9 protein-coding genes, 1 other RNA gene and 2 pseudogenes are annotated in these 14,219 nt (G+C 56.9%); 8 read left to right on the forward strand and 4 right to left on the reverse strand.

Features of this window, described 5'->3' with window-relative positions; all coding sequences use genetic code 11:
- Positions 1–318: pseudogene (locus AC0AP0_RS03640) on the forward strand (inositol-3-phosphate synthase); the annotation flags it as partial.
- A gap of 167 nt (positions 319–485) precedes the next feature.
- Here the strand turns inward: AC0AP0_RS03640 and AC0AP0_RS03645 are convergent.
- Together AC0AP0_RS03645 and AC0AP0_RS03650 are read right to left on the reverse strand one after the other, a co-directional pair.
- Complete coding sequence (locus tag AC0AP0_RS03645; protein WP_490429420.1) at positions 486–2,009, reverse strand: alpha-N-arabinofuranosidase; 1,524 nt, start codon at positions 2,007–2,009, stop codon at positions 486–488.
- A 12-nt stretch (positions 2,010–2,021) separates the two neighbouring features.
- Complete coding sequence (locus AC0AP0_RS03650; protein WP_254477859.1) at positions 2,022–3,272, reverse strand: MFS transporter; 1,251 nt, start codon at positions 3,270–3,272, stop codon at positions 2,022–2,024.
- A 196-nt stretch (positions 3,273–3,468) separates the two neighbouring features.
- On the opposite strand from AC0AP0_RS03650, the gene AC0AP0_RS03655 reads away from it, so the two are divergent.
- A complete protein-coding gene (locus AC0AP0_RS03655) occupies positions 3,469–4,182 on the forward strand; it encodes a TetR/AcrR family transcriptional regulator (protein WP_490429421.1) in 714 nt (237 codons plus the stop codon).
- Positions 4,183–4,209: 27 nt separating this feature from the next.
- Here the strand turns inward: AC0AP0_RS03655 and glf are convergent, their stop codons facing one another.
- Positions 4,210–5,388 carry a UDP-galactopyranose mutase gene (glf, locus tag AC0AP0_RS03660; protein ID WP_110413515.1) on the reverse strand — a complete coding sequence of 393 codons (1,179 nt, stop codon included), beginning with the start codon at positions 5,386–5,388 and terminating at the stop codon, positions 4,210–4,212.
- Positions 5,389–5,611: 223 nt separating this feature from the next.
- On the opposite strand from glf, the gene ffs reads away from it, so the two are divergent.
- The 4 genes and pseudogenes from ffs to AC0AP0_RS03680 all read left to right on the forward strand — a co-directional run bounded on the left by ffs (position 5,612) and on the right by AC0AP0_RS03680 (position 8,716).
- Positions 5,612–5,701, forward strand: an RNA gene (ffs, locus tag AC0AP0_RS03665) — signal recognition particle sRNA small type.
- Between the two features lie 285 nt (positions 5,702–5,986).
- Positions 5,987–7,117, forward strand: coding sequence for a DUF6574 domain-containing protein (locus AC0AP0_RS03670; protein ID WP_490429422.1), 1,131 nt, complete (start codon positions 5,987–5,989; stop codon positions 7,115–7,117).
- Positions 7,118–7,165: 48 nt separating this feature from the next.
- Positions 7,166–7,228 (forward strand): annotated as a pseudogene (locus AC0AP0_RS03675) (zinc-ribbon domain-containing protein); the annotation flags it as partial.
- A gap of 30 nt (positions 7,229–7,258) precedes the next feature.
- Positions 7,259–8,716: a hypothetical protein gene (locus tag AC0AP0_RS03680; protein ID WP_490429426.1), complete on the forward strand. Its 1,458-nt coding sequence runs from the start codon at positions 7,259–7,261 to the stop codon at positions 8,714–8,716.
- Between the two features lie 97 nt (positions 8,717–8,813).
- On the opposite strand, the gene AC0AP0_RS03685 is transcribed toward AC0AP0_RS03680, so the two are convergent.
- On the reverse strand, positions 8,814–11,096 hold the full coding sequence (locus tag AC0AP0_RS03685) for a zinc-ribbon domain-containing protein (protein ID WP_490429423.1): 2,283 nt from the start codon (positions 11,094–11,096) through the stop codon (positions 8,814–8,816).
- Positions 11,097–11,503: 407 nt separating this feature from the next.
- Here AC0AP0_RS03685 and AC0AP0_RS03690 point away from each other — a divergent pair, with 407 nt between their 5' ends.
- Together AC0AP0_RS03690 and topA are read left to right on the forward strand one after the other, a co-directional pair.
- Positions 11,504–12,523: a phosphatase PAP2 family protein gene (locus tag AC0AP0_RS03690; RefSeq protein WP_490429424.1), complete on the forward strand. Its 1,020-nt coding sequence runs from the start codon at positions 11,504–11,506 to the stop codon at positions 12,521–12,523.
- 128 nt (positions 12,524–12,651) lie between these two features.
- Positions 12,652–14,219, forward strand: a 1,568-nt coding sequence (gene topA / locus AC0AP0_RS03695) for a type I DNA topoisomerase (protein ID WP_490429425.1), incomplete at its 3' end; no start/stop codon positions are given.

The following is a 14,219-nucleotide window of genomic DNA, read 5'->3' on the forward strand; positions in this document are numbered from 1 at the left end:
CGTCTGGAAGGCACCACCTTCGGTGATGTCCCGCTGAACCTGGAGTACAAGCTGGAGGTCTGGGATTCGCCCAACTCAGCTGGCATCGTCATCGACGCCCTGCGTGCCGCCAAGATTGCCCTGGACCGTCATCTGGCCGGCCCAGTGCTGGCACCCAGCTCCTACTTCATGAAGTCCCCTGCCGTCCAGCATGAGGACAACGAGGCCCATCAGCTGGTCGAGGATTATATCGCTGGCAAGGTGGAGGGCGACGAGAGCGCCTTGGATGCCGATGTCAAAGCCGCCAAGGAAAACGGCAAGGACGTCTGGCACGCCTGAGTAGACTCAGTCGAGCGCTGTCAAGCGCCTGATATAAGCATGTGGCCGACCTCTTTCGGGGGCTCGGCCACATGCGGTTTATATGTTTGTTTATGTGGTTGGATCGTAGATTTGAATCGGTGGACTGCAGGCGTGGTATCCAATCCGCCGATTGCTGCTGTTGCCTCTCAGACCATGGCCAGATCGAGCACGTTCACTGAGGCCGGATCCAGGCGGACCGTAATTTCACGTCCTTCAGGGATATCCGAGACATCGACCTGGCGAGCCCTGACCTGGTCCGGGTCGGATCGGGTGTTGCAGGCATGCGGATCCTGTGCTGAAAGGCTCTGCATGCCCGCAGGACGCACAGGCTCGGGCAGGGTCAGTGCCGCTTCGGCGGCTGAGGCCATGTCGGCGTTGACCAGATCCACCATGATGTGCCCGTCCTTGACTGAGGCAAAGACGTGCAGGGCTGGGTTGTCGGCCTCTGGCAGGCTTTGGATCGCCCGGGCCCCTTGGTGGCGCCGGTACATCATGAAGACGTCGTAGTTGGGGGTCAGTATGGTGTCTTCGTCTTCGGTCAGGATCAGCGAGTTGAGGACGTTCAGGGTCTGGGCATTGCAGGCCATGGACACCTTGTCGCACCTGGACTGAAGGATATCCAGCGTCAGGGCCGAGGTGACCGCGTCGCGCATGGTCACCTGCTGTCGGAGCGCCGGACGAGCCGTGAAGGCATCGCCATGCCAGTTGCCCCATTCGCCCATGACCAGATCGACCTTTGTCAGTCTGGAATCCATGCTGCTCTCAGGGTAAGGCATGGTGGCCAGGCAGGCCTGCATCAGGTTCCACTGCTGGTCGATAACTTCACCGAGCTCGAGGGCGCCTCGAATCACCCGATCCCAGCCATCTTGATCAAACTGAGTGGAAGTGTCGTCGGGGTGGTCGATGTTCCAGTTGTAGAAGTGCAGGTCGTAGGCGGCGATGGGCGGTTGGCGGTACTGGGCCAAAGCCTGGAAGAAGTCCCTGGTCCAGCGCACTCGTTCCATAGGCTTGTTTCCGTCTGGGCCGCAGGCTATGGGTTGGATCATTGGGGGCTGGTCCCCGTTTTCGGCAAAGGTAGGCATTGCTGAGGCGAACATCCGATAGCGGTCCGCGTACATGGACGGGGTCATTGTCCCCCCGCCAGCCCAGGGCTCGTTCCCCAGACCCCAGAACTTCACGCCATAGGGGGAGGGGTGACCGTTGGCGGCCCGCATGGCTGACATGGCCGTGCCTGATGGCCTGTTGCAGTACTCCATCCAGTCGCGCATTTCAGCCACGGATCCACTCAGCATGTTCACGTTGATCCAGGGTTCGGCTCCAACGGCCTGGCACAGACGGAGAAATTCGTCGGTGCCGAAGCCATGTCCGTCAGGCTGGTAGGTGCCGAAGTTCTCGTTGTATCCTACCGGACGTTGATTGCGCGGTCCGATCCCCTGACGCCAGTGGTAGGTGTCGGCATAGCAGCCTCCGGGCCAGCGCAGCAGGGGTGGCTTGAGGTCCTTGAGTGCCTTGAGAGCATCCGTACGGATGCCGTCTGTGTTGGGGATGGAGGAATCCGTGCCCACCCATAGTCCCTGATCGATGCACTCTCCCAGGAATTCGATGAATTGGCCGTGCAGGTAGGGGCTGATGGTGCCGGTAGTCAGGCGCGGGTCGATGTGGATGCTCACTGTTTGGACTCCTTACTTGATGGTGCGGATGCGGCTGATGAAGATGCAGGCCAGCAACACCAGAACGATGGCGGTGGGGAAAACCAGCTGGTAGGACTTGGTTACCGAGACGATCAGCGAGGTCACCATGGGACCCACCATCTGGCCCAGGGTGGTGGCGATGTTGAGGATGCCCAGGTCCTTGCCGGCCTCCTCAGCATTGGGCAAAACGTCGACGTTGAGCGCCTGGTCGACTGATCCGTACATTCCGTAGCCGAAGCCGCCGATGGCGGTGAACAGAATCATGCCCAGGGGGCTGTGGATGATCCATGGCATGGCGTAGCCCAGGGCTAGGAGCAGGCTGGCAATGACCACGGGCATCTTCCTACGGCCGATCTTGTCGGAGATCGGGCCAGCACCCAGGGCCGCGACCATGGAGACCACGATCAGCACCAAGGACATGGTCGACATGGTGGCCGCCGAGTCCTTGACGGACTGGCCCATGTAGTCCTGAAGGATGAAGAGCTGGTAGTTGAGGATCATGTAGTAGCTGAACAGGAGCAGGGAACGTCCTACGAAGGCCATCCAGAAGTCGGGCGCGTGGCGGGGCGGGCGGAAGGATTCAAGGATGGAGCGCAGGCTGCTGCTCAAAGCAGGCATGTCCTTTGAAGAGGGCTCCTTGGGCCAGATGACCACTGTGACCAGTCCGGCCACGCCCATGACTATGCCGGACATGATCCAACCCGGGATCTGCATGGTGATGAAGCGGGCACCGACCAGAGTGCCCAAAGAGTTGCCCACGAGATTGCCTGCCGAAATGAATGCCGACATGGTAGCCCGCTGTGATTCGGGAACGCGGTCGGACAGGGATGCGACCACTGGCGAGATCATCATGTTCAGGCCGACCATGGCCAGGCAGTAGAAGATGCCGATGACCCAGACGTTGGCAATGACGCCCATGAGGAAGAGCGAGATGCCGGCCAGAACGCCGCCGGAAACGACCCAGGGCGTTCTGCGGCCGAAGATGGATCGGGTCCTGTCGGACAGGTTGCCCACGATCAGGTTGGACACCAGTGAGGTCAGGGCCGTGGTGGCGTTGAAGACCCCGGATATGGCCACCTTGGACCCCGGAGCGATGTCGGTCAGGCGTTGGGGCAACAGGACCGAGGCGACGATGGATAGAGCCATCATCCAGAACAGATTGAAAACGAAGAAGGCTATGCAGTATCGGCTTTTAGCTGCGGTGCCGAGCTCCTGCCCGCCTGCTGAATCGGCTTGTGTCATTGTCCGACTCCCTCTCTTTCGGTGCGTCTGTGCACAGTGGGGAAGCGCCATGCTTCCCGTATTGTTTTATATCTTAAAAATATAAAATAAGCAAGCAGGCAAGTCCTTTCTGGCGGTTCCAATCTTGGTAACGGGCTGTAGAGAGGGGCAATATAGAGCCGTTGGCAGTCTGACGGCCAACGGTATGATGATCCTGATGAGCGATGCGAACAGGAAAACCAGGAACAAGGCTGGCAGAGAGCAGATTATTGGACGCTTTTCACGGCGGCCAATCGGTGCACGTCGGCGGATGACCCCCGACGAGCGTCGCAAGCAGATAGCCCAGGTCGCCGCCCAGATGATCGCCTATTACGGTACCTACGGCGTCTCCATGCAGGCCATCGCAGATGCCGTTGGCTTGACCCTGCCGGGGTTACGTCATTATGCCCGCACGCGCGAGGAGCTCCTCTCCTTGGTCATCCAGGTCTACTACGACCAGGGTTCCTTTACTTTTGGGTCCAAGCCCGGCGAGCGTGATGAGCTGGCCATAGGTCGAGACGAGGAGGGGCATTCCCTCTATTCGCTGCCGGGTTATCTGCGTCGTCTGGTCGAGGGGAATGCCGAGCGCATGGTCCTGGTCATGCTCTTTATGCATTTGGCTGTGGAGGCTCACGATCCGTCCCATCCAGCGCACGAATACTACTGCGATCGCCATGCTCGGATGATTGACTTCATGGACGGGATCCGTTGGAAGCTGCCTGAGCCCTATCGGGATCGGTCGTCCTTCCATCGGCTGATCAGAACCGTCTATTGCACCATGGACGGTGTGCAGATTCAGGCGCTGACCAATCCCGACGACGACATGATCGCCCTGTGGGCAAAGGCTGACCCCATCCTCTTCCCGTCACCCCAGTGGGATGATTACCGCTAGAAGGTCGGCAGGAGTTCAACCCAGGGTTCAGTCCTGGTTGTGGCCTACTAGGGGGGCGATCCGCTTGTCCCAGGCATCCAAGGCTGAATTGATTACCTGGTGCATGTCGTAGTAGGCATAGGTGCCCAGGCGACCGCCGAAGACGACCTTCGGCTGTTGGGCTGCCAGTTGCTTGTACTGGGTATAGAGGGCCCGGTCGTCGCTTGTGTTGATAGGGTAGTAGGGTTCGTCGCCCTTGCCGGCGAAGCGGCTATATTCCTCCCAGACCACGGTGCGCTCATGGTTCTGCCGATCGTAGCGTTCAGGGTTGAAGTTCTTGAACTCGATGGCGCGGGTGTAGGGCACGTCAGGATCGGAGAAGTTCATGACCGGGCAGCCGAAGTGGTCGTCTTCGTCGTAGCGGCGCTCCTTGAAGTCCACGGTTCGCCACTTGAGCTCGCCCAGACGGTAGTCGAAGTAGCGGTCAACCGGGCCGGTGTAGACCACGGGGACCTGCCCCACCAGAGCATCCCGGTTCCAGGGCTGGGAGTTGTCGAAGAAGTCAGTTTTCAGGCTCACCTGGATGCGTGGGTCATCGATCATCCTTTCGAACCAGGCCGTGTAGCCGTCCTTGGGCAGGCCCTCCCAGGTGTCCTTGAAGTAGTGGTTGTCGTAATTGAATCGCACCGGGAGCCGTTTGATGATCGAAGCCGGCAGCTGGGAGGGATCGGTTTGCCACTGCTTGGCCGTGTAGTTCTTGATGAAGGCCTCGTACAGGGGCCGGCCAATCAGGGAGATGCCTTGGTCATTCAGGTTGCCTGGGTCGGTCCCGGCCAGCTCGCCGGCCTGTTCCCGGATCAGTTCACGGGCCTGCTGGGGGGTGTAGTGGGCGTGGAAGAACTGGTTGATGGTGCCCAGGTTGATGGGCAGGGGGTAGACCTCGCCCTTGTGGGTGGTATAAACCCGGTGGGTGTAGTCGGTGAATTCGGTGAAGCGATTGACGTACTCCCAGACCTTGCGGTTGGAGGTGTGGAAGAGGTGGGCCCCATACTTGTGGATTTCGGCCCCGGTCTCCTCGTCCATGTAGGAGTATGCATTGCCGCCGATGTGGTCGCGTACGTCGATGATCTGCACCCGGGCCCCGCTGTGCTCGACCGCCTGCTGAGCCACGGTCAGACCGAACAGGCCAGCGCCCACAATCACCAAATCAGCATCCATGTCAGCCATTCGTCTTCAGCCATCCATCCCTTGTCGCTGTGATGCCGGGCTGTCCAGGGTCCGACATGATCCGTGATCAGCCGCTCGGAGTACGGCGATCCTGTTGTTTACATGCTAGCGGACGGGTCTACTCAGGGAAGCGACTGGTGGCGATATCGACTGAATGCACACCTGGCTGGATGAGTCGGCGCCTGCCAGTGGACAAGTGGAGCCTGTCTGCTATCATGGTGACTTGCTCTCACGTGGCGTTATGTCACCCAATCCCCCAGGGCAGGAATGCAGCAAGGGTAAGTGGCCTCTGGCGGGTGCGTGGGAGTTTTTCATAGATGTTTGCCAGATCAAGAGGTGGACTGCCTCGTTGGATTGATGACTGAATTGTGTTCTGACAGCAGGTATTTGGGTTTAATCTCTACAGACATAGGTAATTATTCAAGTATAGCTCTGTTGATTCATGCATGTGTGTGCACGGACGCCGCTGCTATTTTAGTGTCAATTGGCAGTTGATCTTCTGTTGTTTGATGTTTACGTCTTGTGATTGAATTATGAAGAGTTTGCTCTAGGCTGATTAGCGGCCTGGGGAGGGGAAATCAGAGGAGAGTGACAAATCATGAAGAAATGTACTTCATGTCAGGCCGAAAATCCGGATAGTGCAAAATTCTGCAGAAAGTGCGGTATGCCCTTTGCAAAGCAGGAGCAGGATGCATCTGCTCCGGGCTTTACTCCTGATTCAAATGAGCAGTCCGAGACTCAGCCAGAAGCTGGACTGACTGCTAATGCTGGCGTTCCAAATAATCCTTCTCCTAGTCTTCCTCAGCCGGTATCCAATCCGGTTGAGCAGTCGGGCCAGCCTAACCTCATTTCTGGTGCCTATCCGATGCCAGTCCCGGGTGCCCAGCTGCCACAAAATATCGATTCGCAATCGCAATCGCAATCGCCACTAGGACAACCTTCTCCAGATACCCGCAATTCTACTGGGCAGCCGACCCAGTCATTCCCGCAGGCTCAGCCAACCCAGCCTAACCAGCCGCCTTTCCAGCAGCCTATGTCCGGTGCAGGACCTGGCATGGTGCCAATTCAGCAGTCTGTACCTACTCAGTCCAGACTTTTCTTCAACTGGATGCTTGCTGCCTTGAAGAAGCCCAGCCTACGTATGATCAAGCCAGCCTGGTATGCATGCGTGCCCATATTTGTGGAAGCTATGATCATTTCTTTGTTGGTCACGATTTGGGAATCGCGGACTGTCTCCGCTGTATCGAACGCACTTAGCCCTGTAACATCGATGTTAGGCTATTCGTCCTCGTCGGCTTCAACCGGCTCTTCGGGTAATTTTGGGTTCTTCTTCCGAGGCTTCATCGCTGTGGCTTTTGTGCTCTACGTCATGACCTTGTCTATATTCATAGGTAAGAAAATTTATGGTGACCCCGACGGTTTTCGGCAGGTACATGACGCATTCGCACAGATTATTCTTCCTTTCGCGATCCTCCACCTGGTCTTGGTTCTGCTTTCTCTGATTGGTGGCTCGGTTATGGCAGCTGTCATTTTCCTAATAAGTGTCAGCATCATGTCAGCGGTTCCCTCCTATTTGATTGCTACATCCAGGAACACTCGCAAATTGGATTCCTTCTGGCTTTGGCTTATTTTCTTGGTTGCGGCCTTCCTCATTTTCTTGCTGGTGATGATCATCTTCATTAGCATTGCCGGCGCCGCGTTCATAAGTGCCATCTTCTCCTTGGTCTGACAGTGGTCGTGACAGGCAGAAGAAAAACGCAGAAAGGTGAGGACGATTATGTTTTGCACAAATTGCGGGGCTAAGAATGAGCCTGACGCCCAGTTCTGTACGTCGTGCGGACACCTGATGACGTCGGCAGACGATCAAAGCATGACTCTGGGGTTCGATGGTGAAAAAGGGGAGGACGAGGTCAAGGAAAGCATCCCAACGCCTACTGCTCCTGTGCCCGTCAGTGAAGAGGCTCCTGAGGCAGATGCTGGCATCGATGCAGACTATTCTTTCATGGATGCGGATTCTGCTTCCGAGGGTTCGAATTCTTCCGATGAAAACGGTGCTCAGTCTAGGCCCGTCTCCACAAGCGAAAAAGATACTGATGATATGGCGGACGCGGAGCAGCCTACTGCGACCTTGTCGCAGAACGAGCAGTATATGGGCGTCGAGTCTGAGCCCTCGACTGCGGCTGATTCCCAGTTTCAAACGCAGGCCCTACCAAATGTTACGGCATCAGTAGAGCAACCTGTCGCTGTCCCGGTCACGCGTAAAGTGCAGCGAAAGACTGTAATTATCTGGGGGGTTCTCATCGGTGTGGTGGTCATACTGATCGGCGCATATTTCATACTCAAGAATATGGTCTTCACGCCTTCAGAGCAGATCAAAACGTACGTTTCCGCCGTGTCAAGCGGCAATTACAAGCGTGCCAATCAATTGGTCGATCCTGGCGTGGCCAACGACTCGCGCATCCTGCTGACAAACGACTACGCTAAGAATGCGGATTCGCGCATCAAGAACGTCGAGATTGGCCCTCTGGTCCGAAACCCACGAGGCTCAGGCTACCAGGTGCGAATTTCCTATACGGTCAACGGTGTCAAGCAGTCCAAGCCGCTGGATATACAAGCCGCTGGCAAGCAATTTTTGATCTTCGACTCCTGGAGGATTGCCACACCCCTGACTACCACCATCAAGGTAGCTGCCCCAAAGACTGTGGACAGCCTCGTGGTTAACGGCATCAATGTCAAGCTGGCAGAAGCTGGCATGAACAAAGAGGTTGTTACTCCTCCCTCTGACTCGTCCTCATCCGACAGCAGCGACGAGATGCATTACAGTTCGATGGATCAATACACCTTGCCGGTCTATCCAGGTGTGGCCAAGGTGGAGTTGCCTAATTCCAAGTACATCCAAGCCCAGCAGGTCAAGCTCGATGGTTCCAGTAAGGTTGCTTACATTGCCCCCCAGGCCACTGACGCATTGGAAAAAGGAATCCTGGACCAGGTCCAGCAGCGCATCAATGACTGCACGGCCTCCACCGAGACGAATAAGACTGGTTGTTCCTTCTCCAACGGCACTTTCGAGGATTATGGCGGTCCAAACTATACCAATATCAAACGGACTGTCAGTAGCCAACCTTCATTGAGTGAGTTGGATTTGAGTAACGGCGAGTTCAAAACCAGCCTGATTCAGACCAATATCACTTACCAATATCGTTTTGATTCAGACTCCGACTGGGAAGATGGCAGATCTTCAGCATCTGACTACCTGGCCGGCACGTTCGTGATCAAAGATGGTGAACTGGCCGTCAAGATTGACGATTCTGGCAAGAACTATTACTGATTAGCCGATAAATTGCGAGGAGTTCCCGTAATCGCTGCTTTGGCGAAGACGGGAACCCCTTGCTTTTGCTATTTTCCATGGCCAGTTAGACAAGGACTCAGTTGTTATCTTTCACGAAGATGATGCCCTCTGCTGTGATTGCGTCATCAAGGGGTTGGGCCCCGCAGCAATTCGCTACAGCAGCCTGCATTTTTTCATCCATGTTCGGTATGGCTTGACCAGCGGGCACGAAAGTGTATGTTGTCTTCGTCAGGCCTGACCATTCACGCAAGGAATCCGAAACACCCTTGATCGACTTAGGGTCTAGAGTCAAAGTCTTGGTGCCATCCGAATTATTGGTAATTTTGGAAAAATGGCCGCTGTAGTTATCGGTATCGCCATCCATAAATTTGGGCCGGTCGGTACGCTCAAAAGTCGTGCCAGTAAAACTGCCATCTGACTGGATGGTCATTCTACTGATCAGGGAACCATCGCCGGATTCAGCCCAAAGCCACTTGCCTGCCAAGGCATGAAAGTCTTGGCTGACCTTGTTGTCGGAATTCGATTTCTTGCTTTGGGTTACGGTGTTGCCACCTATGGTTTTCCAATCGATTGGATTTTCCACCAGGTAGTAGACGTTCTTCTTGTTAGGTGCTTCCTGAAATGGTTCGGCTTTGCCGTACTGAGTGGGCGCATAGGGGTTTTTGTTCCTGTTGTCATCAGCAGAGCGGTCTGGATACTTGCTGTTGTTGCGTTTGATCAGGTAGGGGCGGTCGGCATCCGGCTTGAAGTCGGGCCTGCCTGCGAAGTATTCGTCCGATTCCAGTTGGCCAAGCTTGGCGCCTACCGGCATGTAGACGAAGAAGTCCTTGGCCTTCCACTTCAAACCGGAGTTTTGGAAGCCGGGGTCTTCGCCCAAGGGCACAAATTTGGGCGTGCCGTTATCGCAGAAGGCAGCGTCAACAGGCACGGTCCCGCAGTTGGGCAGGCCTATACCTGCGTAGAGTTCGAAGGCTCCGCTGGGGCCGGAGATCAGGTGGTTCTTCATGTACCCAGCTCCTTCGTCCAGTCCCGTATTGGAGGGGATGCAGCCGGATAGGTCTTGGGAGAAGGTGCACAGGCTCAAGTAATCTCGTGGATCTCCGCCTGGGGTTGTTTCGCCGCGTACTTTCAAATACTGCGATGAAGCGCCGAGTTGGCTACCGGCCTCATCCTTACTGATTGTGTCCAAGTTCAGACAGTCGCCGTCTTCGGTGCAGTATTGTCCGGCCAAGTTTGCCTCTTTGTTAAGAATATAGACGGATTGCGGGAAACTGTCATCTTTGCTGGCGAGCACATCGAGTTTTTTGCTGGCATCTACGCCGTAGTAGAGCGTGGCGGTTTTGGTGTTGGCGGGTTGGCCGATGGATGGGTTGGCGCCGACGATCTTGCCCAGGTTCTTCCGGCTGGAGAAGCGGGGCTGCATGGTGATGCTGTAGCCTTTGGCCTCCAGCTGGCTTTGAGCCTGGTCCTTGTCCATGCCGGCCACCTCGATGGGAATGCCTGCCTTGTCAGTGGCAATGCCCACATGGATGCCGTCTTTGGTGTCGAGTACGGGCTGTCCGTCGGACGGGGAGGAGGCTGCGACCTGGCCGACGCCAGTCTTGGATGAGACGACGTCAGCCACTGTGAGAGGCACTTCCATGGCTTTGAGCGTTTGTACAGCCTTGGCTTTACTTTGACCGATGGTGCCTTTGGGAACGCCAGGACCAGCCGACTCGGTGACGGTGACGTGAGCGTTTTTGGGCAGGTGGCCGGACTTATCAGCTCCGGACAGGCGGATGAAGGAGCCCTTGCGTTTGGGACTGAACTGGAGTTGGGTCTTGGCGGGAATGCCAGCCTTCTTGAGCTGTTCGACGGCTTCCGCAGCTGTCTTGGCTTGCACATGAGGCATGGCTTTGGGCGACAGTTGCCGGTAAGCGACAAAACCGCACGTAATTACTAAGACCAGCGCCACAAAGGCTGCTATCAGGATGTAAAGCCGCTTACGGGAGGCAACCACGCTGGCAGGGGCTGAGCTCGATGTTGGGCCCTGTCCAGGGAGCACGGACAGAGGGGCGGCTTCCGTATTGCCCGTTTTTGCGCTGGTTTTATCGACATCAATTGCATCGGTCACATGGTTTGAGTCTCTAGACTCGGTATTAACGGCAGAGGTTTCGGCTGTGTCGGAGGCACCAGTGACGCTCGCCGATTGATCTGATTCATCTTGGCTGGGTTGGCGTCTATCGTTCTGTTCAGCGTCCTTGATCGGGTCGGGGGATTGATTATCTGTTTTTATAACCGCGTCAAGCGGTTGTCCGCATTGGCTACAGAACTGATCGTCGTCCTCGTTGACCGCCCCGCATTGGGTACAGTATTTCATCCTCTTATTCCCTTCTCTCCGCTTCCGCAGCGACTTAGCTATTCATCTCCTTCAAAGATGATGCTGAAACCGTTTACGCCTCGCCTCCGACCTCGTTAATGACTAGCCGTAAACTCGCGGTAACCCTTCTGCTTTTATGCTAGCGGATGGTTCGGGTCGAAGGTGTTGCAGGTGCTTATATTGATAATTATTGAGGATTCTGCGTGCCAAACGGCAGATGGAGTTGGCCTGTGTATCACGGTGGCTTGCTCTCATGTGGCATATTGCGGCAAGGGCAAGTGGCCTCTGGCGGTTGCGTGGGAGTTTTCCATAATTGTACTGCCTGAACTGGCTGAAGTCGTGAAGGGAGCGTATTCGCCGGACGAGGTGTCGGCTGTCGACCCAGGGGTTGGATAGAGTCTAGAGGTATGACCAACAAGCGCAAGCAGGGCGAAGAACAGGCAACCTGGTACCGGGACCCTAATAAGCAGAACGAAGCGGACAGCAGTCATATTGACCGAGATCCCTTGACGTCTCGCCCTCGGATTTCAGCCTTAGTTTTGTGCCTGGTCACTGGCCTGGCCTGCCTGGGTCTGGCGGCTTTGGTCTGGTGGGCGGCCGTCTGGACTGTTCCTGGGCAGACCTATGACGACATGGCTCTGACCAACTTCCGTGGTTTCCTCGACCAGGCACCCCTTGTCAAGGCTTATCTGGGACTGTTCACCATTCCTTATGCGACTGTGGTGATCTGTGTAGTGCTGGGCCTTTTCGCCCTGGTGGTTGTTCTAGTGCGACGCAGGTGGTGGCTGCTTGGCCAGGTCGTTGTTTATGCTCTGGTGGTCTACGGGGCGGCGCGCATCCTCAAACGCTTCCTGCCTCGCCCTGTACTGATCCATGTTCAGGCTTCCACTGCCAATTCTGCGCCTTCGGGACACACCATCCTCGCTCTGGCGGTGGTCCTGGCCCTGCTCTGTGTGGTGCCCCGGGTTTGGAGGGCCTTTGTTGCCTTGGCAGGGTTCGCCTTTGACCTGTCCGTGGGCTGCTCGCTGGTGCAGGGCGGCTGGCACCGCCCCTCAGACGTGGTCATGGGCATTCTCATTCCGACTGGTCTCTGTCTTATTGCTCTGGCCGCCACTCGGGGGACCGGCATGGATGCTCCAGGGACCAGGATGTCTTCGGCCTCGATCCAGATTGTCTCCACCTTGATGTCGGTAGCTGGGTTCCTAGGGATTCTTTACGCCTGCTATGTCATCTGGCAGGTCAGCCCTGGTTTGGAGATCGGCGCTCGGTGGACGGCTTACGGGGTTCACTGCTCGGCTGTCATACTGATGGCCTCGGCTCTGTCGCTGACGTTGGGACTGGTTCTGGCGATGAGGCAGATCACAGCCTCACCTCTGACCAGGATGGGCCTTGTCGGTCGTCCACCGGCTCCGCCCCAAAATAACTGAGGCCGATCTCTGATTCATCCACCATCAGAGCTAGTGTTCCACACCCGTGCACATGACCCCTGATTTGCATGGTTACGGAACCTCGTGAGTAAGATGGCGTGCGAAAGACCACAATATAAGGAGAGGCCATGGCATCCGGCAATAAGCTCGTCATTGTTGAGTCGCCAACCAAGGCAAAGAAGATCGGCGGGTACCTGGGCAAGGGCTACACGGTCATGGCCTCGGTGGGCCATATCCGCGACCTGGCCCAGCCATCGCAGATCCCGGCCTCCCAGAAGAAGGCTTACGGCAAGTTTGGCGTAGATGTGAACGATGGCTTCAAGCCTTACTACATTGTGGATGACAAGAAGAAGCATACGGTGTCCGAGCTCAAGAAGGCACTGAAGAACGCCGACGAGCTCTATCTGGCCACTGATGAGGATCGGGAAGGGGAGGCTATCGCCTGGCATCTGGTCCAGACCCTCAAACCTAAAGTGCCGGTAAAGCGCATGGTCTTTCACGAGATCACCCCAGAGGCCATCAAGAATTCGCTCAAGCACACCAGGGACGTGGATGCCCACATGGTCGATGCCCAGGAGACCCGCAGAGTCTTGGATCGGCTCTATGGTTACGAGCTTTCACCGGTGCTCTGGCGCAAGGTGGGTCCGGGGCTGAGCGCAGGGCGTGTCCAGTCTGTGGCGACTCGGCTGATTGTGGAGCGCGAGCGTGAGCGCATGGCTTTCGTTAAGGCCTCCTACTGGGATCTGCTGGCGCGTCTGGTGCAGGAGGATGCCGGGGAATCGGCGTCGTCGAGTGGTTTTCAGGCGCGGATGATTAGCTTGGGGGAGCAGCGGCTGGCGGTCTCTAAGGACTTCACCTCAAAGGGTCTGCTGACGGAAGCGGCTGCCAAGGAGCAGGTCCTGCAGCTGGATGAGCAGCATGCCCGGAACCTGGCTGAGACGCTGAAGGATCAGGACTTCACGGTGACGGGTATGGACACCAAGCCCTATCGGCGGCGTCCCCAGCCCCCCTTTACCACGTCTACCCTGCAGCAGACGGCTGGCAACCGGCTGGGCATGAGTTCCCGGGCCACCATGCGCGCTGCCCAGGGGCTCTATGAGAACGGGTTTATCACCTACATGCGTACCGATTCGGTCACTCTCTCCCAGGAGGCCATTGCCGCTGCTCGCAAGGGAGTCGAGCGTGAGTACGGTGCCGAATATCTTTCGGCTGAGTCCAAGCAGTATGTGACCAAGACTGCCGGTGCCCAGGAGGCTCACGAGTGCATCCGGCCCGCCGGTTCCACCTTCCACAGGCCTCAGGACCTGGCCGACCGTCTCGCCCCTGACCAGCTTAAGCTCTACACCCTGATCTGGCGGCGCACCCTGGCTTCGCAGATGGCCGACGCCACCGGGTCTACAGCCACTATCCGCCTGTCGGCGCAGGCGGGCAAGGAGGGTACGGCCCTCTTCCAGGCTTCAGGCACCGTCATCAAGTTCCCCGGGTTCCTCAAGGCCATGGGTGCAGGCTCTGAGCAGACCGATGAGGATTCTTCTCTGCCTCCGGTCCAGCAGGGTGACGTGCTTCGTGCTGCCTCTGTCGATCCTGAGGGCCATGAGACCCAGCCACCTGCACGTTATACTGAGGCCTCTCTGGTCAAGACCCTGGAGGCCAAGGAGATTGGCAGGCCTTCCACCTATGCCAGCATCATTTCGAC

The organism is Bifidobacterium sp. POST2/T3 (B1) (assembly GCF_058197115.1).